Origin of the sequence: Chromohalobacter sp. 11-W, assembly GCF_029889905.1 — a bacterium.
Lineage (GTDB): Bacteria > Pseudomonadota > Gammaproteobacteria > Pseudomonadales > Halomonadaceae > Chromohalobacter.
This window is the reverse complement of sequence record NZ_JARANZ010000003.1, coordinates 162,954-186,795: the sequence shown is the minus strand read 5'-3', so window position 1 is coordinate 186,795 and position 23,842 is coordinate 162,954. Positions and strand designations below refer to the sequence as shown.

At 58.5% G+C, this 23,842-nt stretch carries 19 protein-coding genes and 1 pseudogene; 12 read left to right on the top strand and 8 right to left on the bottom strand.

The window, feature by feature from the left end; translation table 11 throughout:
- Positions 1-60: 60 nt before the first annotated feature.
- Genes OP494_RS05890 through OP494_RS05870 form a run of 5 tightly spaced genes read left to right on the top strand, consistent with a single transcriptional unit; the run spans position 61 to position 8,677 of the window.
- On the top strand, positions 61-2,580 hold the full coding sequence (locus OP494_RS05890) for an N-6 DNA methylase (RefSeq protein WP_280539785.1): 2,520 nt from the start codon (positions 61-63) through the stop codon (positions 2,578-2,580).
- Positions 2,573-3,850, top strand: coding sequence for a restriction endonuclease subunit S (locus tag OP494_RS05885; protein WP_280539784.1), 1,278 nt, complete (start codon positions 2,573-2,575; stop codon positions 3,848-3,850). The genes OP494_RS05890 and OP494_RS05885 overlap by 8 nt, the downstream gene beginning before the upstream one ends.
- Positions 3,851-3,870: 20 nt before the next feature.
- Entirely contained in the window at positions 3,871-7,191 is a 3,321-nt protein-coding gene (locus tag OP494_RS05880) for a type I restriction endonuclease subunit R (RefSeq protein ID WP_280539783.1), read from the top strand.
- A complete protein-coding gene (locus OP494_RS05875) occupies positions 7,188-7,880 on the top strand; it encodes a SprT family zinc-dependent metalloprotease (protein ID WP_280539782.1) in 693 nt (230 codons plus the stop codon). The genes OP494_RS05880 and OP494_RS05875 overlap by 4 nt, the downstream gene beginning before the upstream one ends.
- Positions 7,881-7,882: 2 nt before the next feature.
- Entirely contained in the window at positions 7,883-8,677 is a 795-nt protein-coding gene (locus OP494_RS05870; protein ID WP_280539781.1) for a DUF3800 domain-containing protein, read from the top strand.
- Positions 8,678-8,810: 133 nt separating this feature from the next.
- Here OP494_RS05870 and OP494_RS05865 read toward each other — a convergent pair.
- The 3 genes and pseudogenes from OP494_RS05865 to OP494_RS05855 all read right to left on the bottom strand — a co-directional run.
- Positions 8,811-9,024 (bottom strand): annotated as a pseudogene (locus OP494_RS05865) (DUF1732 domain-containing protein); the annotation flags it as partial.
- 168 nt (positions 9,025-9,192) lie between these two features.
- Entirely contained in the window at positions 9,193-10,746 is a 1,554-nt protein-coding gene (locus OP494_RS05860) for a Na+/H+ antiporter NhaC family protein (RefSeq protein ID WP_280539780.1), read from the bottom strand.
- A gap of 102 nt (positions 10,747-10,848) precedes the next feature.
- Positions 10,849-11,712: a YicC/YloC family endoribonuclease gene (locus tag OP494_RS05855; RefSeq protein WP_280539779.1), complete on the bottom strand. Its 864-nt coding sequence runs from the start codon at positions 11,710-11,712 to the stop codon at positions 10,849-10,851.
- Between the two features lie 174 nt (positions 11,713-11,886).
- Here OP494_RS05855 and rph point away from each other — a divergent pair, with 174 nt between their 5' ends.
- On the top strand, positions 11,887-12,609 hold the full coding sequence (gene rph, locus OP494_RS05850; protein WP_246972158.1) for a ribonuclease PH: 723 nt from the start codon (positions 11,887-11,889) through the stop codon (positions 12,607-12,609).
- Between the two features lie 78 nt (positions 12,610-12,687).
- Here the strand turns inward: rph and OP494_RS05845 are convergent, their stop codons facing one another.
- Positions 12,688-13,455 (bottom strand): exodeoxyribonuclease III, encoded by a 768-nt coding sequence (locus OP494_RS05845; protein WP_247640004.1) that lies wholly within the window; start codon positions 13,453-13,455, stop codon positions 12,688-12,690.
- Positions 13,456-13,548: 93 nt separating this feature from the next.
- On the opposite strand from OP494_RS05845, the gene pyrE reads away from it, so the two are divergent.
- The 6 genes from pyrE to OP494_RS05815 all read left to right on the top strand — a co-directional run bounded on the left by pyrE (position 13,549) and on the right by OP494_RS05815 (position 19,433).
- Positions 13,549-14,235 carry an orotate phosphoribosyltransferase gene (gene pyrE, locus OP494_RS05840; RefSeq protein WP_280539778.1) on the top strand — a complete coding sequence of 229 codons (687 nt, stop codon included), beginning with the start codon at positions 13,549-13,551 and terminating at the stop codon, positions 14,233-14,235.
- 80 nt (positions 14,236-14,315) lie between these two features.
- Complete coding sequence (locus tag OP494_RS05835) at positions 14,316-14,870, top strand: YfaZ family outer membrane protein (RefSeq protein ID WP_280539777.1); 555 nt, start codon at positions 14,316-14,318, stop codon at positions 14,868-14,870.
- A 226-nt stretch (positions 14,871-15,096) separates the two neighbouring features.
- Complete coding sequence (gene trmL, locus OP494_RS05830) at positions 15,097-15,600, top strand: tRNA (uridine(34)/cytosine(34)/5-carboxymethylaminomethyluridine(34)-2'-O)-methyltransferase TrmL (RefSeq protein ID WP_280539776.1); 504 nt, start codon at positions 15,097-15,099, stop codon at positions 15,598-15,600.
- The gene (rep, locus tag OP494_RS05825; protein ID WP_280539775.1) at positions 15,597-17,654 is read left to right on the top strand and encodes a DNA helicase Rep; all 2,058 of its coding nucleotides are present in this window, start codon (positions 15,597-15,599) and stop codon (positions 17,652-17,654) included. Before trmL ends, rep begins: the two co-directional genes overlap by 4 nt.
- 46 nt (positions 17,655-17,700) lie before the next feature.
- Entirely contained in the window at positions 17,701-18,528 is an 828-nt protein-coding gene (locus tag OP494_RS05820) for a CoA ester lyase (RefSeq protein ID WP_280539774.1), read from the top strand.
- 236 nt (positions 18,529-18,764) lie between these two features.
- Positions 18,765-19,433 (top strand): GntR family transcriptional regulator, encoded by a 669-nt coding sequence (locus tag OP494_RS05815; RefSeq protein WP_280539773.1) that lies wholly within the window; start codon positions 18,765-18,767, stop codon positions 19,431-19,433.
- A gap of 83 nt (positions 19,434-19,516) precedes the next feature.
- Here the strand turns inward: OP494_RS05815 and OP494_RS05810 are convergent, their stop codons facing one another.
- From OP494_RS05810 to OP494_RS05795, 4 genes are all read right to left on the bottom strand, one after another.
- Positions 19,517-21,019 (bottom strand): tripartite tricarboxylate transporter permease, encoded by a 1,503-nt coding sequence (locus tag OP494_RS05810; RefSeq protein ID WP_280539772.1) that lies wholly within the window; start codon positions 21,017-21,019, stop codon positions 19,517-19,519.
- Positions 21,020-21,022: 3 nt separating this feature from the next.
- Positions 21,023-21,514: a tripartite tricarboxylate transporter TctB family protein gene (locus tag OP494_RS05805; protein ID WP_280539771.1), complete on the bottom strand. Its 492-nt coding sequence runs from the start codon at positions 21,512-21,514 to the stop codon at positions 21,023-21,025.
- Between the two features lie 33 nt (positions 21,515-21,547).
- Positions 21,548-22,552 (bottom strand): tripartite tricarboxylate transporter substrate binding protein, encoded by a 1,005-nt coding sequence (locus OP494_RS05800; RefSeq protein WP_280539770.1) that lies wholly within the window; start codon positions 22,550-22,552, stop codon positions 21,548-21,550.
- A 105-nt stretch (positions 22,553-22,657) separates the two neighbouring features.
- Positions 22,658-23,830 carry an L-rhamnonate dehydratase gene (locus OP494_RS05795; RefSeq protein WP_280539769.1) on the bottom strand — a complete coding sequence of 391 codons (1,173 nt, stop codon included), beginning with the start codon at positions 23,828-23,830 and terminating at the stop codon, positions 22,658-22,660.
- Between the last annotated feature and the right edge of the window lie 12 nt (positions 23,831-23,842).

Below are 23,842 nucleotides of genomic sequence, written 5' to 3'. Positions count from 1 at the left end.
ATCTTTTTGTACTGTTCATTGTGTCTGTCGAATGACAAGTAATTTCTCAGGATTGATTTAATGCCACTGACCCTTCCCCAGCTCGAACGCCACCTCTTCAGTGCCGCCGATATTCTGCGCGGTAAGATGGATGCTTCCGAGTTCAAGGAGTACATCTTCGGGATGCTGTTCCTGAAGCGCTGCTCGGACGTATTTGACCAGCGCCGTGAGCAGGTTATCAAGGAGCAGACCGACAAGGGCAAGACCAAAGCGGAAGCGGCCCAGATTGCCGAGAACCGCAACTGGTACAAGACAAGCTTCTACCTGCCGAAAACCTCCCGCTGGCGCTATCTGCTCAACGAGGCCCATAAGGATGTCGGTACCCGTCTTAATGAGGCCCTAGGTGGCTTAGAGCAGGACAACACCAGCCTGCAGGACGTGCTGCTGCACATCGATTTCAACCGCAAGGTCGGCCAGAGCAAGATCTCCGACGCCAAGCTGCGCGGACTGATCCAGCATTTCAACAAGCACCGCCTGCGCGACCGGGATTTCGAGTTCCCCGATCTGCTCGGTGCGGCCTATGAATACCTGATCGGCGAATTCGCTGATTCCGCCGGCAAGAAAGGCGGCGAGTTCTACACGCCGCGCTCGGTGGTGCGCATGATGGTGCGGCTACTCGACCCGCAGCAGAATCACCGCGTTTACGACCCTTGCTGCGGTTCCGGTGGGATGCTGATCGCCTCGAAGGAGTGGGTCGACGAGCACGGCGGTGAGGGCTTTCGGCTGGATTGCTACGGCCAGGAAAACGCCGGTACCGTGTGGTCGATCGCCAGGATGAACATGCTGTTGCACGGCATCACTTCGTCTAGCTTGGAAAACGAGGACACGCTGGAACACCCGCGCCACGTCAAAGACGGTGATCTGATCCGATTTGATCGCATTCTGACTAATCCGCCGTTCTCCTATAACTTCGGTAGCAAGGACACCGACGACAGCGGCCAGCCGGTATTTCAGCCTGAACGTCGCAGTGAACGCTTCAAGTACGGCGAGGTGCCGCTGGGCTCGAAAAAAGCCGACCTGATGTTCCTGCAGCATATGCTAGCGGTGTGTGCCGATGGGGGCATGGTGGCTACCGTGATGCCCCATGGCGTGCTGTTTCGTGGCGGTGAAGAGAAACATATTCGGAAAGGTATCATCGAGGATGACCTGCTCGAAGCGGTCATTGGCCTGCCGCCCAACCTGTTCTACGGCACCGGCATCCCCGCCTGTATTCTGATCCTGCGTCAGCGGCATAGCATCGGCGCGCAGCAGGTGGCCAGCAAGCACCCCAAGAATCAGGGTAAGGTGCTGTTCATCAATGCCGACCGCGAATACGCCGAGGGCCGGGCTCAGAACCATCTGATGCCTGAGCATATCGAAAAGATCGCCGCCATTTACGAGGCGTTCGCCGCAGGCAAAGGGCAGGACGTGCCCGGTTTTGCGACCACCGTCAGCGTTGAGACGCTGCGAGACAACGGTTACAACCTCAACATCCGCCGCTACGCCGACAACGCCCCACCGCCGGAGCCCCATGACGTGCATGCGCATCTGGTCGGTGGCATCCCGGAGGCCGAGGTCGAGGCCAAGCGGCCACTGCTCGATGCCCAGGGGCTCGACCCGGCCGATGTGTTCGAGCCCAAACCCAATGATGCCGGCTATTGGCTGTTCCGCGAGCACATCGCGACCAAGGCCGATATCAAGCCCGCCATCGAGCACAACCCCGGGGTAGTGGCCCAGGAGCAGGCGCTACGCGAGGCGTTTGAGGCGTGGTGGCAGCGCCACCGCCAGAGCATCACTGCCCTGGCTCAGCATCGCGAATACGCTGCGCTGCGCCAGGAGCTACTCAATAGCTTCACCAAAAGCCTGCACCCGATAGGTCTGCTGGACGACTTTCAGGTCAGCGGCATGATCGCGGGCTTCTGGCACCAGCAAAAGTATGACTTCCTCACACTGATGGCACGGGATGCTCGTGGCGTGGTGGATGCCTGGCGCACCAGCATCGTCACGGCGCTTGAAGACAAGCTCGACAAGGAAGACCCGCTGGAACACAAGCTGGTGAAGTTCCTGCTCGGCGGCTTCCTCGAAGCGCTGCAAACCCTGGAGCAGCAGCAGGCGGAACTCGACAGCCAGATCAAGGCCGCCGAGGAGCAGTTGCCGAAGCCCGGCGACAGCGACGGCGATGATGATGAGGCCAGCGACGGCGAGGACGTGCTCTCCGAGATCGAGCGCGCTAAGTTGGAAAAACAGATCAAGGATTGGAAAAAGCAGCGCACCGCGCTCACCAAAAAGCTCAAGGCCAAGCGTGCTGCGCTGCCGGATGAACTCAACGGCAAGGTCGATGGGCTGGATGATGCCCAAGCCGCCGAGCTACTTCTGACCATCCTGCATCACGATATGACCACCATCGTCGAGCGTTATATTGGCAACCAGCGCCAGCAGGTGATCGCCAATGTGGAAAGCTGGTGGGACAAGTACAAGGTAACGCTGACCGAGATCGAACGGACGCGGGACAGTGCGGCGAAGAGGCTGGCCGGGTATCTGGAGGGGCTGGGGTATGTCTAACGAATGCACTCTAGGAGAAATCGTTTATCCCGTGGCGGATAAAGTCGAGGGAGTAAAAGATCCCTCTCTTAACTATGTGGGGCTTGAGCACCTGTGTTCTGGGAGTGGTTATTTAAAGGGGTGTGCTGCTTCCAGTACGTCAATCAGCACCAACTCTATTTTCAGAGCGGGTGATGTTATTTTTGGAAAGCTTCGGCCAAATTTGAGAAAAAGCGTTCTTGCCCCTTTTGATGGGTATTGTTCTACCGATCTTCTAGTGCTGCGTGCTGTCGAAGGTGTATTGCCAGAATATGCTGCAAGAGTTTTTCAGTCTGAGCATGTGTTTCGATACGCGGAAAAAACTGCTGTAGGGACAAAGATGCCCAGAACGTCTTGGGCGCAATTGAAAAAGTTAAACATTTTTGTCCCTCATTTTTCAGAACAAAAAACCATCGCCAAGATACTCGACATCCTCGACACCCAAATCCGCCAGACCGAGGCCATCATCGCCAAGCTACAGCAGGTCAAGCAGGGCCTGCTGCACGACCTGCTTACCCGCGGCATCGACGCCAGCGGCCAGCTACGCCCGCCCCGCGAGCAGGCGCCGGAGTTGTATAAGGACTCGCCGTTGGGATGGATTCCGAAAGATTGGGGCACTCCCACCATCAATGATGTTGTTGAGTCTCTATCAGATGGCCCTTTTGGCTCGAATTTAAAAACTGAACATTATGTAGAGCTTGAAGGTGTGCGCGTTGTTCGTTTGCAGAATATAAGTGTTGGTAAGTACGATGATACTGATCGCGCTTTTATCTCATTTAAGCACGCTGACTCTTTTTTTAGAAATAAAGTAATTCCAGGTGATTTGTTAGTTGCCTCCTTAGGCGATCAAAATCATCCTGTAGGACGTGCGTGCCTTTATCCGAAGCGGCTTCCTAACGCCATAAACAAAGCAGACTGCTTCCGGGTTAGAGCCAAAGAGAAATGTCATAACGCTTTTTTGATGCTTGCTCTAAACGGAGAGACTTCTAGGAAGCAGGTTAGAGGTTATGAGCAGGGTGTGACCTTGAAGCGTATCAATACGAGTAACTTGCGAAAGGTTGTTATTCCTCTTCCATTAAAAGAAGAGCAATTAGTTATTGAGTGTCGCTATAGAAGTATAGAAAACAAGCTTGCTTATTTTGAAGGTGAAGTATTAAAGCTTAAAAAACAAAAAGCCGGCCTGATGGACGATCTGCTTACCGGCAGGGTCCGCGTCACCGAGCTGATCGAGCAAGAGAAACAAGCCAGCTAACCAGAATAAGGAGTGGCCGGATGGGGCCGGAGTGGCAACTGAGCGAACAGCCGTTGATTGTGCAGCTCGAAGCGATGGGCTGGACCTATATCAAGGGTAGCCTGGATAACCCGGCCGCCACCGGGCGCGAGAGTTTTGCCGAGGTGGTGCAGCGCGAGGTGCTGCGTGAGCGGCTTCGGGCGATCAACACCCGCGCGCTGTCGGACGGCAGCCGCGCCGAGTGGCTGGACGATGAGCGAATCAGCACGGCGGTGTCGGCGCTGACGCGCATTGCCGCGCCGGGGCTGATCGAGGCCAACCGTATTGCCACCGAGTTGCTCACCGAAGGCATCGTGGTCGATGGGCTGCCGGACTGGGACGGCGGCCGTTCGCGCTCGATCCGCTATATCGATTGGGACGTGCCGGCCAACAATCAGTTTACGGTCATCAACCAGTACAAGGTGAAGTGCCCTCCGGGGCATGACACCGCCAAGCAGCATATCGTCCCCGACTTGGTGCTGCTGGTGAATGGCATTCCGCTGGTGGTGATCGAGTGCAAGAGTCCGAATCTGGCCGAGCCGATGGCGGAGGCCATTGATCAACTGCGCCGCTACAGCGACCAGCGCTTCGCCAGCGGTGAGGCAGGCGACCACGAAGGCGCGCCGGCGCTGTTCAATACCAATCAGCTCTTGATCGCCACCTGCTTCGACGACTGCCGGGTGGGCACCATCGGCGCCGGCGCCAGCCATTATCTGCCTTGGAAAACGGTGGCGAGTGCGGAGAACCCGCACCAGCGCGAGACGGACATGGCCGAGTCGCTTGGTGTCTCCACGCTTTCGGCCCAGCAGCGCACCGTAACGGGCATACTTGCGCCTGCCAATCTGTTGGATATCGTGCGCCATTTTACGCTGTTCATGACCAGTGGCGGGCAGACCCTCAAGCGGGTGTGCCGCTACCAGCAGTATCGCGGGGTGGTGAAGGCCATTGACCGGCTCAAGCATGGTAAGACGCGAATCGAGGACGGTGAGCACGACCGTCGCGGCGGTATCATCTGGCACACCCAGGGCTCGGGCAAGTCGCTGACCATGATGTTTCTGGTGCGCCGCATGCGCACCGACCCGACGCTGCGCCGCTTCAAGATCGTCATCGTCACCGACCGTACCGATCTGCAAAAGCAGCTCGCCGCTACGGCCACTCTGAGCGGCGATCTGGTGCATGTGGCCAATAACGCTACCTCGCTCAAGAAGATCCTGCGGCAGGAAGGGCCGGGGCTGGTGTTCGCGATGATTCAGAAATACCGCGACGCCGAGGGCAAGGCCAATGCCAGCGACTTCGAGCAGCTCAACACCAGCCAAGACATTCTGGTGATGGTGGATGAAGCTCACCGCACCCAAGCGGGCGACCTGCACGCCAACCTGCAGGCGGGCTTGCCCAACTGCGCGCGCATCGGCTTTACCGGCACGCCGATCATCATGGGCGAGAAGAAGCGCACCCACGAGATCTTCGGCGAATTCATCGACAAGTACACCATCCGTGAATCCGAAGCGGATGGCGCCACCGTGCCGGTGCTTTACGAAGGGCGGACGGCTCAGGGCGCGGTGAAGGATGGCAGCAGCCTCGACGAGCTGTTCGAGGATTTCTTTGCCGAGCGCAGCGACGACGAGCTGGAGGCGATCAAACGCAAGTACGCCACCAAAGGCAATGTGCTGGAAGCGACACAGCTCATCGAAGAGAAGGCGCGGGACATGCTGCGCCATTACGTTACCCACATTCTGCCCAATGGTTTCAAAGCGCAGGTGGTGGGCTACAGCCGCTTGGCGGCGGTGCGCTACAAGGCAGCATTCGAGCATTCCCGTAATGAACTGCTTGACGATGCCCACCAGCTCAGCCCAGAGATGAAGGCGCTGGACGATGAGGCGCTCTCGAGAAAGTCGCCCAGGGTACAGGCGCGAGTACAGACGTGGCGCTATCGTGAGCTTCTGGCGCGGCTGGAGTTCGCGACGATCGTCTCTGGTAGCAATAACGACGGCAGCGAGTGGCAGGAGCACACCGATCGCGCCCGTCAGGACGAGGCCATCGCGCGCTTCAAGAAACCCTTGCTGCCGAAGGACGGCCAGACGGCAAATACTGACCCGCTGGCGTTTTTGATCGTCAAATCGATGCTGCTGACCGGCTTCGATGCGCCCATCGAGGGGGCGATGTATCTCGACCGCTCGATCCGCGAGGCTGAGCTTCTGCAGACCATCGCTCGCGTCAACCGTACCGGCTTTGGCAAGTCGGTGGGCATCGTGGTGGATTATTTCGGCGTTGCCAATCACCTCAAGGCGGCGCTGGCGGCCTACAGCGACGAGGATGTCGACGGCGCCCTGCGCAGCTTGAAGGACGAGATTCCGGCGCTACGCGATCGCCATCTGCGAGCGGTGGACGTGCTGCGTTCGCGTGGTATCGAGGACCTGAACGATATAGAGGCTTGCGTCCAGGCGCTGGACAGCGAGCGGATGCGCCAGGAGTTCGGCGTCAAGGTGAAGGCCTTCATGCAAAGCCTTGATACGGTGCTGCCACGCCCAGAGGCGCTGCCTTTTACCGCCGATGCCAAGGCACTGGCGATGATCTACGCCCAGGCCCGCCGTCGCTACCGCGACAGCACCGTGCTGGGCAAAGATGTCGGCGCCAAGGTGCGTCGTTTGATCGACGATCACGTGATCTCGCTGGGCATTGATCCCAAAATTGCCCCGGTCACGTTGACGGACACTCAGTTCAATCAGCAACTTGATCAGGTGCGCGAGCAGGTGGCCCATTACGGCGTCGACGACGCTGAGGATGCCGAGAAAGCGAAGAAAGCCGTAGCCTCGGAAATGGAGCATGCCATTCGCAGCCACGTCAGCGAAAAGCTGGATGAAGACCCGGTCTATTACGCCGGGCTTAGCGAGCGGCTGAAGGAGATTCTGGACGGTCTCGCAGGGCAGTGGGATGCGATGATCGAAGCGCTGCAGTCGATCATCGATGAGGTCAAAAGCGGCAGCACCCATCACGAGGAGGGGCTGCCCGATGTGCCCGAGAGCTACCTGCCCTTTTACCGCATGCTGCGCGAGGCAAAATGTGGCAAGTCTCAGCCGGATCTGACAACACAGTCGGACCTGATTGCGCTTACCGAGCATCTTGTCGAGCACATCAGCCATGAAGTGAAAACGCCGAGTTTCTGGGAGCCCCATCGCCGGCCGATGCAGGAAGAACTGGAACAGGCGTTGTTTGAGCGCATCGTCGATAGTGACCTGCTGGAAACCGATCAGATTGAGCCACTGGTGGATAAGCTGCGCGATCTCGCCAGGGCGAACAGTTACAAGCTGGAGCAACAGCCATGACGCTCAAGGTGGACGACTTGAGCATCATCGTGCGCGAAAGCACGCGGCGCAGGACGCTACGACTGACCGTCGAACGCGACCAGTCGCTGGTGTTGAGCACGCCACCGGGAGTCGGGATGCCGACGCTGGAAGCCTTCGTGCGTCGCAAGCAGGCGTGGGTTTACCAGAAACTAGCCGAAAAGGCGCTGATGCAGAAGCAGATTCGTCAGAAGCGCTACGTTCAGGGCGAAGGTTTTCTGTATCTCGGACGTCATCATCGGTTGAATCTGGTCGATGAGCAGGAGGCCGCGCTCCAGTGGCATCATGGGCGCTTTCATTTACGCCGGGACGCGCGGCCGGATGCCCGGCATCATTTCATCCGCTGGTACAGCGAGCGTGGTAAACAGTGGCTCTGGCAGCGTGTACGGATGTTTGCCGCGCGGCTGGAGGTCGAGCCCGCCGGTATCAAAGTGCAGGATCTTGGCTATCGCTGGGGCTCCTGCGGCAAGGGGGACATGCTCTACTTTCACTGGAAAACCATGCTGCTCCCTGCCCGTATCGCCGAATACGTAGTGGTGCATGAGCTGGTGCATCTGCATGAACCCAATCACTCGGAGACGTTCTGGTTGCGTCTTGAGCGCGCCATGCCGGATTACGAGAACCGTAAACAGTGGCTGGCCGAACACGGTATGGATGTCGAGGGGATATGATGATGAAAATATCCGATGGGGTAGTAACCCCTGCTATCGGCAATGAGCGTGGGTTCAGTGACTTCGTGGTATATGTCGACGAAAGCGGCGATCATGGTCTTGTTAATATCGACCCCAATTACCCTGTTTTCGTACTCGCCTTCTGTATTTTCTATAAGGGGCATTACTTGACGAGAGTCGTACCGTCGCTACAAAAGTTAAAATTCGATTACTTCGGCCATGACCTCGTGATCCTGCATGAACATGAAATTCGTAAGGAAAAGGGCGACTTTAGGCTGTTCAAGGATAGAGCCGACAAGCAGGCGTTCATGGGACGGCTGAGTACGCTGATCGACGACAGCAACTTTATCCTTGCCTCCTGCGTGATAGAGAAGCATCGACTGAGCAGTCGTGATGAACTAGATAACCCATATCACCTGGCACTTCGACATTGTTTAGAGACACTATTTGATTTCGTCAAAGAGAAAGCTCAGGAGGAACTCGTCACGCATGTCATCGTCGAGAAGCGGGGTGCGAAGGAAGATGATGAACTTGAGCTGGAGTTTCGCCGTATTTGCGATGGCGACAACAAGTATCAGCGTGACCTGCCGTTCAGCATTCGAATGGCCGCGAAAGCTAGCAATTCGGCAGGGCTACAGCTGGCAGATCTGGTAGCACGACCTATCGGGCGGCATGTGCTCAACCCGGCGCAGCCCAATCAGGCGTTCGATGTGCTCAAGCGCAAGTTTTATTGTGAGGGCGGGCGACAGGCGGTAGGGGATGGCTACGATCAGTGGGGGTTAAAGCATTTGCCGTAATGTTTTGCGCCATCCAGATAGCGAAAAACCCCGATGAAGCTCACCGAGGTTTAGACGCCGACCGGGCACTCCCAGTCCATTTGCCACAAATTGTGGTTAAGCTGGCTTTCAAAGTCAACTTATATTCGGTCAATCACTCGGTATGCCGCATCTGCTCAATTAACACCTTCAGCTCGACCACCCAGTGGGTGACGTCGGCGACGATGGGATTTGAGGTGAGGGGGTTGGCTTCGCGATTGAGTTCTTGCATCAGGAAGTCGGGGGCGACGGCCGATGGGACCTTTTTGCTTGAGCTGACGCTCGACCTCGGCCATGTGGAGATCGAGATGGTCGAGCTCCTCGGCGATCAGATTGCGAATGCCGGCAAGCGCTGCTCCGGCAGCGGGCTGTGCTGCGCCCCATGTGGAGGTTGCCGACCATAAGAGGCAGGAAACGCTGATACGGATCCGTACCGGCGTTTCAGAGTTCAATGATATGCGAGGCGGGGGAGAAGGCCCCCGCCTGCCGGGTCATTGTCAGCTAGCTGAGTCGTACTGTGCAGATGCTTTCGGGCCCCATGCCCAACGCAATACAAGCACCACCGTAAACAGTGCGGCCACCCCGCTGAGTCCCCCTATCCAGGCTGAGTCCGTCAGCCCGGCGACGAAGAAGGCGATGATGCCGGATGTTCCTGCGCTCATTGCATAGGGTAATTGGGTCCGTACGTGGTCGATGTGGTCACACGAAGAGCCGGCCGAGGAGAGGATGGTGGTATCCGAAATCGGCGAGCAATGATCGCCGAAGATACCGCCGCTGAGCACAGCGGCAATGGCCAACGATAACGACATGTCCATTGCAGCAGCCACCGGCATGGCGATGGGAATCATGATCGCGAAGGTGCCATAAGAGGTGCCGGTGGTGAACGCGACGAGCGAAGCGATCAAGAACAGCAATACGGGAATCAGGCTCGGCGCGATGCCGGCCTGTGCCAGCGTGACCAGGTAATCTGCAGTGCCCAGCTGTGAGGTCACGCTACCGATCGACCAGGCCAGGGTGAGAATGATGTAAACCAGCGTCATGCTCTTGATGCCGGTGACCACCAGATCCATCGCTTCGCGAAAATCGAACAGCCGCTGTTGCAGTCCCATGCCCAGCGCTACGCTGACCGCCAGGAAGGTCGCGATCAGGATTGACAGGCCGCCCTCGGCTTCTCCCATCGCCGTGATCAGGTCGTTCTCGGGGAAGTTGCCGGTCCACAGGAACAGGGGCGGAATCATCCCCACCAGCACCAGGATCGGCACGAGCATGTTGCGCTTGCGTGAGCTCTCTTCGGCAACGCCCAGCATCTCGGTCGCTTCGCGATCGGAAGGCGGTTGGGCGCCATCCGCCAACAGCTTGCCACTCACCCGTGCGCGCTGCTCGGCCTTGGCCATGGGGCCGAAATCCGATTGGGTAACGACGATCACCAGAATCAACAGCAGCGCCAGCCAAGCATAGAAATTGAGCGGGATCGACGACAGGTATATCAGATACTCAGAGCCCGTCATGCCCATCTCGCCAAGCTGGGTGCCGATCAGCCCCATGACGAACACCACCCAGGTGGATACGGGCCCCAGCAGGCACATTGGCGCCGAGGTCGAATCGACGATGTAGGCGAGTTTTTCTCGCGAGACACGCATGCGGTCGGTGATCGGCCGCATGACACTCCCCACCGTCAATGCGTTGAAATAGTCCTCGAAGAAGATCAGTACCCCGAAACCCAGGGTGGCGCCTTGGGCTCCGCGCGGCGAGGCCACCTTCGAGGAAATGGCGCGGGCGATGGCATGGGCGCCGCCGGTTCGCTGCAGCACGGTGATCAGCACCCCGAACAGGCCGCAGTAGATAAGGACAGTGGCGCTCCACTCATCGCCCACGCTTGGGATGATGAAATCCGCGAAGCTATCGTAGAGCCCGGTTGCCGGATTGCCACCACTGAGCATCGTCGCCCCCAGCCAGACCCCACAGAATAACGCGGGAATCACGTTGCGGGTCACCAGCGCCAGTATGATCGCGAGCAACGGAGGGAACAGGGAAAATAGACCAAAGGACATGAAGCGTCTCCATCATGTAATTGTTGTGCGTCGTATCAAGAGCGGGGCGGCAGGCCCAACCGTTGGAAGGGTGTCCCCGGCCCGCGTTCGATCGCGTGGACTTCACTCCAAATTCTGGATCTGTTCTCTCATTTGTTCGATCAACACCTTCAGTTCCACCGCGCAGCGGGTGGTGTCGGCGACGACGGATTTCGAGGAGAGGGTGTTGGCTTCGCGGTTGAGTTCTTGCATCAGGAAGTCGAGGCGGCGGCCGACGGGACCTTTTTGCGTGAGCTGACGTTCGACCTCGGTCACGTGGGTCTCGAGGCGGTCGAGTTCTTCGGCGACATCGGCCTTCTGGGCGAGCAGGGCGATTTCGGTCTCGATGCGTTGGGGGTCGAGCTCGGCCTTGAAGGCGGTCAGGCGCTCGATCAGTTGCTGACGCTGGCGTTCCAGAATCTCGGGCAGGTGGGCGCGGACCTCGGCGACCACAGAGCGAATGCCTTCGAGGCGGTCGCGGATCAACTGCGCGAGGCGTTCCCCTTCGCGAGCGCGGCCGGCGATCAAGTCGTCCAGGGCGGCATCGAAAAGTGCGTGCGCGGCGTGCTGGACACGTTCGAGGTCGAGTCCGTCGCTTTCGAGCACGCCGGGGTGATCGAGCAGCGCCAGCGCATTGGGCATGGCGGCTTCTGGGACCTGTGCGCGCACTGTGCCCAGTGCCTGGGCCAGGGTGGCCAGGCGTGTCTCGTTGACGCGGAGCGTGGTGTTGCCGTGAGCTGGTTCGAAGCGCAGCGTGCATTCGACCTTGCCGCGTGAGAGGCGCTTGCGCAACGCATCGCGATAATGCGGCTCGAGATCGCGCAGGTTGTCCGGCAGGCGGAAATGCGGTTCCAGGTAGCGCTGATTCACCGAGCGCAACTCGAGCTGCAAGCTGCCCCAGTCGGCGTCCTGTGTCTGCCGGGTGAAGGCGGTCATGCTGTAAGCCATGCGATTCTCCTGCGCTGCGAAGCCATTCTTTAATCTTGCAGTCTAACCGATTCACGGTCCGCTTGAGGCTCGCTTGAGGCTCGCTTGAGTGTAGAATGCGCGGATTGCTGCGGCGTGGCCGCGACGTGATTGTTTTGAACTTGGTTTTTTCGATCGACGATGCAGAGAGGTGGTATGCGCCCGAGTGGACGACAGCCCGATCAACCCCGTGAAATTACGCTCGAGCGGGGCTATACGCGCCATGCGGAAGGTTCCGTATTGGTGAGCTTCGGTGATACCAAGGTGCTGTGCAATGCCAGCGTCGAAGCTGGCGTACCGCGTTGGCTGCGCGGTAAGCATCAGGGGTGGGTCACGGCGGAATACGGTATGCTGCCGCGCGCAACCCACACCCGTGGCGGACGCGAGGCCACGCGGGGCAAGCAAGGCGGTCGCACGCTGGAAATTCAGCGTTTGATCGGCCGTTCGTTGCGCACCGTGGTGGATCTCAAGAAACTCGGCGAATTCACGATCACTGTGGATTGCGACGTGATCCAAGCCGATGGCGGCACACGCACGGCATCAATTACCGGCGGCTGCGTGGCGCTGGTGGACGCGATCCATCACCTGCAGCGCGAGAAGCTGATCAAGAAGGATCCCTTCAAGCAGTTGGTGAGCTCGGTCTCGGTGGGCATCTTCAAGGGCCAGCCGGTGGTGGATCTCGACTATCCCGAGGACAGCACGGCAGGCACCGACATGAACGTGGTCATGGCCGAGGATGGCGGCTTGATCGAGGTGCAGGGCACCGCCGAGACGGCGACGTTCACCCGCCAGGAGCTCAACGCGATGCTCGATCTGGCCGAAGGCGCCGGAAGTCAGCTGTTCGCCCATCAGCGCGAGGCGCTGGGCTTTCGCGACTGATTGCGGACGATAGCATACGCCAAGAACGCACGACGCCGGCCTGGGGCCGGCGTCGTCGTTTGCGCGGGACCGGCGACGTTACAGGTCGAGATCGTACTCGACGATGAGCGGCGCGAATTCGGAGAAGGTCGCGTCGCGGTCGATCCAGGCATCCACCACGTGGCGGCGGAATTCGGGGCCCACGATCTGATAGTCGAGGCGCCAGCCTTCCTGACGCATGCGAGGCACGTCCTGATCGAGCTTGGGCCACCAGGTGTACTGGCTGGCATCGCGATTGATCTCGCGGAAGGTATCGATATAGCCCATCGGCCCGAAGACCTGGTCCATCCACGCGCGCTCTTCGGGGCGAAACCCGGGGGTGGTCTGGTTATCGGCCCAGTTGGCAAGATCGATGGTCTTGTGCGCGATGTGCCAGGTGCCGCAGATGATGTACTCGCGGCGCTTTTTGACCATCTTGCTGAGATATTCCTGGTACTGATTCATGAAGGACTGCTTGGCCTCCATGTCGCTACCGTCGGGCATCAGGAAGCTGGCGATGCTGAAGCGATCGTAATCGGCCTGCAGGAAGCGCGCTTCGTTATCGCACTGGGGAAAGCCCAGCCCGTACATGATGGCCTTGGGAATCTTGCGGCAATAGAGCCCTACACCCGAGAAGCCGTCTTCCTCGGCATCCAGGAAATAGCCTTCGTATCCCTCGGGGAAAAGAATGCTGTCGTCGAGTTCGAAGCTTTTGGCCTTGAGGTTCTGGACGCAGATGACGTCGGCGTCCTGGTTGGCCAGCCAGTCGAGAAACCCCCTCCCGACCGCTTCGCGGATTCCGTTGACATTGATGCTGGCGATTTTCATACATGGTCCCTTTTTCGTCGCGCGTGTATGATACCTGAGCTTTCGACGTTTAGGTAAATGTGTAATAGCGATCAGGGTGATAGGGAGTCCGGCGTGACCGCGCAACTGCAATCATATCAGCAGGAGTTCATCGAATTCGCCATCGACGAAGGTGTGCTCAAATTCGGTGAATTCACCCTCAAGTCCGGGCGGGTCAGCCCCTATTTCTTTAACGCCGGTCTCTTCAAGAGCGGCCGAGCCCTGGCGCGTCTGGGCCGCTTCTATGCGCAGGCCATCGCGCATAGCGGCCTTGAAGCGGATGTGCTCTTCGGCCCGGCTTACAAGGGCATCCCGCTTGCCACCACCACGGCCGTGGCACTGGCCGATCATCATGACCGCGACTTGCCGTTCGCGTTCAACCGCAAGGAAGCCAAGGACCACGGCGAAGGCGGCAACATCGTCGGCGCCGCGCTTGCCGGACGGGTGCTGATCATCGACGACGTCATCACCGCGGGTACCGCGATCCGCGAGGTCATGGAGCTGATCGATGCCGCCGATGCCCAGGCGGCGGGCGTGGTCATCGCCCTCGATCGTCAGGAGTGCGGCCAGGCCGAAGAGGGCGCTCAGCGCCGCAGCGCCATCCAGGAGGTCGAAGCACGCTACGCCATGCCGGTCGTGAGTATCGTCACGCTCGACCAGGTGCTGACCTATCTCGAAACCCATGCTGGTAACGACCTCAAACCTCATGCCGAGGCCATTCGTGCGTATCGTGATCGTTACGGCGTGCGGCTCGACGGATAAGGTTTGAAAACGGCGTTTCTAAACTTATGTGATTATGCCATAGTGGTGGCAGTGTTCACCATCTTTTGCGGGAGTATCCCATGATCAAGTCACTCGGTTTCGCGCTCACCTCCGCCGGCCTCCTGCTGGCCAGCCAGCAGGCCATGGCGCTCAGCGTTTCCGCCAACGCCGGCGCTGACTCGCAGGGGATCGAGGCGAGCCAGAGCATCTTCCCGACCCTGCGCGCCAGTGTCGGCTACTTCACCTCGGACGATAGCGGTCATGACGCCGACGCCTATTCGGGGTCGTTGATGTTCTCGCCGTATCTGCCGCTGGTCGATCTTTCGGTGGGCGCGCGCTATCAATACCAGGACACGCACTTCGGCGACGGTGGCGGCGTCGGACTCGGCGGTTCGGCCTACGTCGACACGCCGATTCCGCTGACCTCGGTGGGCGGCTACGGTTTTTATACGCCGGACGGTCTGAGCCACGGCGACATCGAGAAGAGCTACGAGTACGGCGCCCAGGCACGGGTCAATGTCGTCTCGCAGACTTATCTCTATGGCGGCTATCGTTATTATCGCACCGACTTCGACGAGAGCGGTGAGCACACCCTCGACAGTGGCCCGGTATTGGGCGTCAGCGTCGGCTTTTAAGAACGACTCGCGCCGGTAGCGGTAGACCATACGCCTTAAGCGAGAAGAAAGGTCAAAGTACAATCTGTAGCTACGAGCTACGAGCTACGAGCTACGAGCTACGAGCTACGAGCTACGAGCGCTGGCGCCGGTTACGGGGCGCTGTAGAAAGTAACTTCGGCGTCCCATTCGGGGCGCCGATTGCGTATCATGCAGGCACATCGCCGCCATTGGCAGAGTGATCCTCATGCTCGATATCGTACTCTTTGAGCCCGAAATTCCGCCCAACACGGGCAATCTCATCCGTTTGTGCGCCAACACCGGCTTTCGTCTTCATCTCATCGAGCCGCTGGGCTTCGCGCTCGACGACAAACGTCTGCGTCGTGCCGGACTCGACTACCACGAGTGGGCGCGGGTCAAGGTGCATGCTGACTGGAACGCCTTCGTGGACAGCGTTCAGCCGGCGCGCGTGCTGGCGGTGTCCACGCGCGGTCGCACCGGGTATCACGACGTCGCCTATCAGGAAGGTGATGCGCTGGTCTTCGGCCCCGAAACCCGCGGCCTCCCGCAGACGATGCTGGAGGCGCTGCCGGAAGCGCAACGCCTGCGCATCCCCATGCTGCCGGATAGCCGCAGCCTGAATCTCTCCAACGCCTGCGCGATTCTGGTCTTCGAAGCCTGGCGCCAGCTCGAGTTCGCCGGGGCCGCCCCCTTGGCGGGCGTCAACGCGACGGCAACGGTTCACGCATGAGCCTTCCCACCTCGATCCAAAAGCGCATTGCCGGCCTCAATCCGCGTCAGCAGGAAGCGGTGCGTTATATCGACGGCCCGTGCCTGGTGCTGGCGGGGGCCGGGTCTGGCAAGACCAGCGTGATCACCACCAAGATCGCTTATCTGGTGCAGGAATGCGGGATGAGTGCCCGCAAGATCGCGGCGGTGACCTTTACCAACAAGGCGGCGCGCGAGATGAAGGAGCGCGTAGGGCAGATGCTCCAGGGACGCGAGGGCCACGGCCTGACGGTCTCGACCTTCCACACCCTGGGGCTCAATATCATTCGTGGCGAATTGAAGACGCTGGGCTACAAGCCGGGCTTTTCGCTGTTCGACCCGGAGGACGCCAAGGCGCTGCTGCGCGATCTGATGCAGAAGGAAGCGGATACCGACGCCGAGCAGATCAACGCGGTGCAGAGCCAGATCTCGCAATGGAAGAATGACCTGGTGTTACAGGGGCAGGCGATTTCCCATGCTGCGGATGAGGACGCGCAGTACGCGGCGCGCGTGTATGAAGCCTATAGCCGGCATCTCAAGGCCTATAACGCGGTCGACTTCGACGACCTGATCCTGCTGCCGGTGGTACTGCTGCGCGACAATCCCGACGCCTTGGCCCGCTGGCAACGCAAGATCCATTACATGCTGGTCGACGAGTACCAGGACACCAACGTCAGCCAGTATCAACTGGTCAAGTTGCTGATGGCCGAGCGCGCCACCTTTACCGTGGTCGGCGACGACGATCAGTCGATCTACGCCTGGCGCGGGGCGCGGCCCGAGAATCTGGTGACGCTGGGTGAGGACTTCACGCGCCTCAACGTGATCAAGCTGGAGCAGAACTATCGTTCCACCGGGATCATCCTGCGCGCGGCGAATACGCTGATCGGCCACAACCCCCACGTCTATGAAAAGACCCTGTGGTCGGAGATGGGCCAGGGTCACGCCATTCGTGTCATCGTCAATCGCCACGAGGAGGCCGAGGCCGAGCGTGTGGCCAGCGAGATCCTCACCCGGCGCATCAAGGAGCGCGCCGAGTGGCGTGACTTCGCGGTGCTGTATCGCGGCAACTTCCAGGCACGGTTATTGGAGCTCAAGCTCCAGCATTATCAGATTCCCTACAAGCTTTCCGGCGGCACGTCGTTCTTCTCGCGCAACGAGATCAAGGACGCCATGGCCTACCTGCGCTTGCTGATCAATCCTGGTGACGACAACGCCTTCCTGCGTATCGTCAACGTGCCGCGTCGCGAGGTCGGCCCCGGGACACTGGAAAAACTTGCCAACTACGCCACCGAGCGGCATGTCTCCTTGTTCGCCGCCTGCCACGAAATCGGTCTCGAACAGGTGCTGCCCACGCGTGCCGTGGAGCGTCTGTCGCGCTTCACGCACTTCATCGACGGTGTGCGCCGGCGCATGGATCAAGGCGACGCCATCGCGGCGATCCGCGAAATGCTGAGGGATATGGATTACGAGGCCTGGCTGTTCCAGAACGCCAGTGCCCCGACCGTCGCCGAGCGTCGCATGGCCAATGTGTGGACGCTGGTCGACCAGCTCGAGAAGTCGATGCATCGTGACGATGAAGACGGCGAGGCATCCGAGGAGACCGACGATGTACAGTCGGCGATATCGCGCCTGGTGCTACGCGATATCCTCGAGCAACAGGCCGAGGAAGACGACTCCGACCGGGTGCAACTACTCACCATGCATGCCTCCAAGGGGCTGGAGTTTCCGCATGTCTACCTGATGGGGCTGGAGGAAGAGCTGCTGCCGCACCGTAACGCGATCGAAGCCGGCACCATCGAAGAAGAACGCCGCCTCGCCTATGTCGGCATCACCCGCGCGCGGCGCACGCTGACGCTGACGTTGGCCCGTCAGCGCAAGACTTATGGCGAGCTGCTCGATTGCACCCCCAGCCGCTTCCTCGAGGAGCTTCCGCCGGACGACCTGGAATGGGAAGGCCGCGCCGACAAGGAAGACCCCGAGAAAAAACAGGCGCGCGGCAAGGACGCCCTGGCGGGCATCCGTTCGTTGCTGGGATAGTGCGCCATCATCTAAAAGATAACCGCGTCATCCGACGGAGCCTGTTATGAACCCGCATGCCCTGCGCTCTCTTCTGTTCGTGCCAGCCACCCGGCCGGACCGCATCGCCAAGGCCCTGGCCAGTTCGGCGGATGCCGTCATCGTCGATCTGGAAGACGCCGTCGCCGACAGTGACAAGGCCAACGCCCGGGACACGCTCGAGGCATTCCTGGCGGATAATCCTCAGGCTTCGCTCGTAGTGCGCGTCAATGCCCCCGGCTCCCCACACCACGAATCCGACTTAGCGCTCTGCGCGCGCCAGACGGCCGTCACGCACCTGTTCGTGCCCAAGGCCGAGTCCCGCCAGGCACTGGCAAAGGCCGCTGCCTGCGACAAGCCGCTGTGGCTGCAGATCGAAACGGCGCAAGGCCTGTTGGCGTTGCCCAGCCTGGCGGGCATGGCAGGTGTCGAGCGACTCAGCTTCGGGGCCCTGGATATGGTCACCGAGCTGGGGCTGACGCCCGAGACGCCAGGCGCGCGCCAAATGCTCGACCAGGGACGCTACCAACTGGTGGTCCACTCGCGCGCTGCGAGCCTGGCCGCGCCGCTCGAAAGCCCGCACCCGGCCATCGACGACACGGATGCCGTGGCGCGAACGGCCGTTCACGCCAAAGAGATGGGTTTCGCCGGCATGCTATGCATTCACCCCCAGCAATTGCCCGTGGTCAACCAAGCGTTTTCGCCCAGCGAGGCCGACGTCGACTGGGCCAGACAAGTAGTCGACGGCGCTAGCCGCGAGGCAGGCGCGTTCAGCGTCGCGGGCCAAATGGTCGATGCGCCGGTCATCAGCCGTGCCCGGGGCATTCTCGCCAAGCACGAGGCGGGCGTATATTGATGGGACCGGATCAGCCGACGCATCATCAATCAATTTAGCTATTGATTGATGATGCAAAAAGAGCCATGGGATAGCAGGGTCAAAGCTTGATTGATAGAATACAGTAAAGATTGAATTCAAAATATAAAATTCGTTATACGCTAGCCTGGTGCAGTTGAGGTGTCCATATAGCTAGCTGGATCGCCGCCTGCTTGTCATGTAGTGCGATGCTGTATACTCGGACATTGGATAGGTCTATGGATAAGATCAAGCAGAACACTCTGCATGGGGAAGTTGCCGTACGTATTCGCGATATGATCGACGCTGGTACGTTGACACCGGGAAGCCGGGTTCCTGAAAAACAGCTTTGTGAGCAGTTTGGCGTCTCGCGTACTCCCCTGCGAGAAGCTTTGAAAGTATTGGCTTCGGAAGGGTTCGTGGAGTTGCTACCGAACCGAGGTGCGCGTATCTCCAAACTGACCATCGATACTTTACAGCATACGCTGGAAGTTATGAGCGCCCTTGAGGGGCTATCCGGTGAGCTAGCCTGCGCACATATTTCCGAATCCGAGCTCGCTAGCGTAGAAGCGTTGCACTATCAGATGCTGGCTTACTACAAGAATGCTAATATGGCCGAATACCTATTGGCCAATCAGAAGATACATGAAGCAATCGTAGTTGCTTCACGGAATGACGTACTGATTGATGTTTACAAAAACCTGAATCAGAGAGTGCGGCGTGTTCGCTTTTCCGCTGAGCTCAGCAAAGAATACTGGGCTAAAGCGGTACAAGATCACGAAGATATCATTACTGCTCTCCGTCGGCGTGATGGCGTAACGCTGGGCCAAATTCTGCGCCGTCACCTTAGTGATAAAGTCGAGGTGTCTTACTTGGCCGAAATGGCAGAGGCAAAAAGCTTGTCGTGATATTTTCGACTTGGTTTTTGGTGTGAGCAGGCCACCGTATTCAAGATTAGTGTGGCCTGCTTTTTGAGTTTTAAACGGAGCTGCTAGGCTTTTCTGGCGCTCATCCTCCGGAGTTTGCTATACACCTTGGCCAAGCGCGGACCGTAAAGAATGAGTGCGGCCAAAACGAAAAGCACCATGGCGATTGGGCGATTAAGGAAGATCGTCAGGTCGCCGCCTCCCATAGAAGAAGTCTGGATTAGTGTCTTCTCGAACATTCCGCCAAGGACAATGCCGAGTACCAAAGGCGCCGTGGGATAGTCATAGCGTTTCATGAAATAACCGATTATCCCGAAAGCCAGCGCGATCCAGACCCCCCACATGCGATTTTCGATGGCGTAAGCACCGATGAAGGAAAGGAACAAAATGCAAGGGTAGATCAGCTCATAGCGGAACCGTAGGATCGAGGCAAACAGGGGTACTAAAGGCAAATTCAACAGCAACAGTATTACGCTGCCAATAAAAAATGAGGCCATCAATCCCCAGACCAAATCAGGCTCATTGGTAAAAAGCAAGGGGCCAGGCTGTATACCGAAAACAATAAAGGCGCCAAGAAGCACTGCCGTGGTACCCGAGCCGGGGATGCCCAAGGTAAGGGTTGGGACGAAGGAGCCATTGACCGCTGCACTGTTAGCGGCCTCCGGTGCGGCCACCCCTTCTATGGCGCCCTTGCCGAATTCGCTTTTGTGCTTAGAGAAGTGGCGTGCCAGATCGTAACCTAGGAAAGATGCGAGCGTGGCCCCGGCCCCCGGTAGCACTCCGATGAAAAAGCCAAGTAACCCACTGCTGAATATTGTAGTTCGACACCTCCGCCAGTCCTCCCGCTTCAGGATCATATCTCGAAACCGTGTGCGTATTGGCTCGACTTTGCCGCTACGGACTTGGTGCAGAACTTCGGCAACCGCGAACAGGCCAATCACCACCGGCAAGAAGCCGATTCCCCCGAAAAGATTGATGAAACCGAAGGTGAAGCGCGTGCTGCCACTTTGAGGGTCGAGACCAACAGTGGTGATTGCCACGCCTAAGGTTGCCATGGCTAACCCCTTAACTCTCGACGTGCCACTGAAGCCAACGATACTTGTAAAGCCAAGGACGATTAGTGCACAGATCTCGGGGGGGCCGAAATGAAGCGCTAGAGATGCGAAGACCGGCGCTAACGCCATGAGTAGGATCAGGCTGATAATCCCCGACACGAAGCTCGAGACAGCGCCTATGGCCAACGCTGGCCCAGCCCTGCCTTGTCGAGCCATAGGGTAGCCGTCGATGGCAGTAACGACGCTGGCTGAGTCGCCTGGTGTTGCAATTAATACCGAAGTGATCGTAGCACCATACTGCGCACCGTAGTAAATGCCAGCGAGCATGATTAGAGCTGTGATCGGGCTCAGGGTGAGTGTTAGAGGTAACAGTAATGCGACGCCGGTTGCCGAGCCCAGCCCGGGGAGCAAGCCGATAACCGTACCAAGTAAGACCCCGATGAAGCAGTAGAGCAAATTCATTGGGGATAGGGCGGTGCCAAATCCCGTTATGAGGTGTGAAAAGAAATCCATTATTCAGCCTCCAAGCAGCGGGGCACTGATGCCGAGGGGTAAACGGATCCCCATGAATTGGTAAAAGATCAGCCAAGCAAGCAGACCTATACCTAGGCTGATGGCGAAACTGAACCCGATGCGTTCACGCTCTACACCGGCCAAGATCACGAAGACAAGAATGGAAAAGGTGATAAGGAACCCGAGGATAGGCGCCAAGATGACTGCTATAAGCAATAACCCAAAGACCAAGGCAACGGATTTTGTAGTATTGTAGTGTGCTCCTTTGCCAGTTTCTGACTTGGATTCGGTGTCATTTTCGGATGGCCCTATCGTAGCGTGAATGCGGGATCGCCAAGTCTCCCAGCCGATTATGGCGCCGAAGACGACCAATAGTAGGCCGACTACAAAGGGGACGAAGCCCGGACTAATCCGAGCTCCTTCCCCCAAGATGCCGTAATCGAGCGAGAGGATGGAAAACGCCGCCCCTACTGCGACGAGGGTCAACGCTCCCACGTAGTCTCCTCTCGGTTTCATGGTCATTACCTCTCAGTCCGTTCCATTGAGGAGCGGGGCAATAGTGTCATGCTGCTTTGCAAGGAAATCGGCGAACTCATCACCGGTACGAACCTTAGGTGTCAGGTAGTTATTATCAATATAGGTCTTGTAACCTTCGGTTTTAGACCACGCCTTGATTGCATTCTCCCAATATGTTTTTTGTGCCTCGCTGAGGCCGGGTGAAGCGAGTATTCCACGGAACTGTAGGGTAGGTGTAACATCGACATCGATTCCCGCTTCGGCGATTGTCGGCACTTCGGCCAAGGGCCCCTGCCCGAACCGCTCGTCCTTGAAAATGGTTAGAGCGCGGACCTTATCGGCCTTGATAAGCTCAATAGCCTCCCCGGGGTTGGCGCCGGCGGCGGCGACATCCCCGCCGAGCAGGGCTGCGTTGTTTGCCGACCCTGATTCGAAGACGACACGGTTGAACGATACGTCTTTGTTCTGCTCGATCAGTTGGAAGGCTAGTGATGCTGGGCTGCCTTTGCCGGAGATGGCGATGTTCACTTGGCCTTGCTTCGCCGCATCCACTAGGTCGCTAATGGATTTATACGGAGAATCATCGGCGACGATGATCATCGTATGATCCTCGGCAGCTTCAGCAATTGGCGTTAGCTTATCCCAACTGTATGGGACATCGTTCATGAGGGGGAGAATGATAGCTGCCCCTGTCTCTGAAGCGAGGAGATAGTTGGGGTTGCCATTTCGTTGTAGGAGCGTTGAATAACCGATAGCCCCCGATCCACCCACAATATTGTTGACGGAGATCTCAACATCGCTTCTGACCTCCTTGATGCCTGACGTCGCTGCGCGACCGAATGTGTCGCTACCGCCACCGGGTTTGAAAGGCACCACCATCGATACATGCTGCGATGGGGACCATGAGGATTCTTGGGCTTGGGCGGTACTTGCGAATGTGACGGAGCCCAATGCACAGGCTACCGCTATGGCACCACTAATCTGTATAAAGCTGTTGCGTTTTGTTGTGTTAGTCATGGTGGTTCTCCCAATGTGTCTGTGAGCTAAGCGATTGTTCTTATGAGCGTAAAGTTGCTTGTCTCCTCTCTGCATGAAAGAGTGAATGTTACCGTCGAGAATGAATTACTCGACGATGTGGAACTGGTCGAAACTAGTTTTATTTAGCGTGAGCCCGAGTCCTGGCATATCGTCACTCAAGTCGAGATGCCCATCGGTGGGTTCCGGGTCGCCCTCGAATAAGTAGTAGAAGAGCTCGTTGCCGATCTCGACGTCATGCACCGGGAAGAACTCGGACATCGGCGATGCCAGCGACGCCATGGTCAAATGGTAATTGTGCATTTGTCCCGCATGGGGAATCACCGGCACTTCGAACGCTTCCGCCATGGCATTGATCTTGCGCGCCACGCTGATACCGCCGACACGGTTGGTATCGTACTGAATTACCGATACGGCCTTCTTCTCCAAGAGTTGTCGGAAACCGTGCACGGTGAATTCGTGCTCGCCACCGGAAATCGGCATTGGCGCCATGCGATTGAGCTCGGCGTAACCGTCGATGTCATCGGCGATCACTGGTTCCTCCAACCAACGCAACTCAAAGGGTTCGAGGCGGGGTAACATGCGTCGGGCATAGTCGAGATTCCAGCCCATGTAACAATCGGCCATCAGGTCGGTGTCCTCACCGATCACCTCGCGTACTGCCGCTACGCTCTTGAGGTTCTCGCGCATGCCCTTGGGCCCATCCTTGGGTCCGTAACCGAAACGCATCTTCATCGCCGTGAAGCCCTGGTCGAGGTAGGCTTGCGCCTCGTGCTGCATCGTCTCGCGATCGGTGTTGTAGAGCTTGGAGGCGTAGCACGGGATCTTCTCCTTGGTCCGCCCGCCCAGCAACTTGAATACTGGCTTGCCGAGCGCCTTGCCCATGACGTCCCAAATGGCGATGTCGACTCCCGAGATCGCCGCCATGCCGATACCGCGCCGTCCCCACGCCAGTGTTGCGCGATACATGCGCTGCCATAGGTATTCGTAGTCGAACGGGTCCTGGCCGATGACCAAGGGAGCGAGATGCTGATCGATGATCGTCTTGGCGACACGTGGCGCCAAGGCCACATTCCCAAGCCCGACGATGCCTTCATCCGTTTCGACCTCGATTACCGCCCAACCGTGGAAGCGAAAACTGCCCATCGCATCGCCACGGTCCCACAATACGTCCATAGCATTGGTGCAGAAGTGTGGCTGCGGCGGCACCGTTTCGCCTTTCCATTCGAAGACGCGGGCTCTGACTCGCGTGATTTTCATGACCTTGTCCAT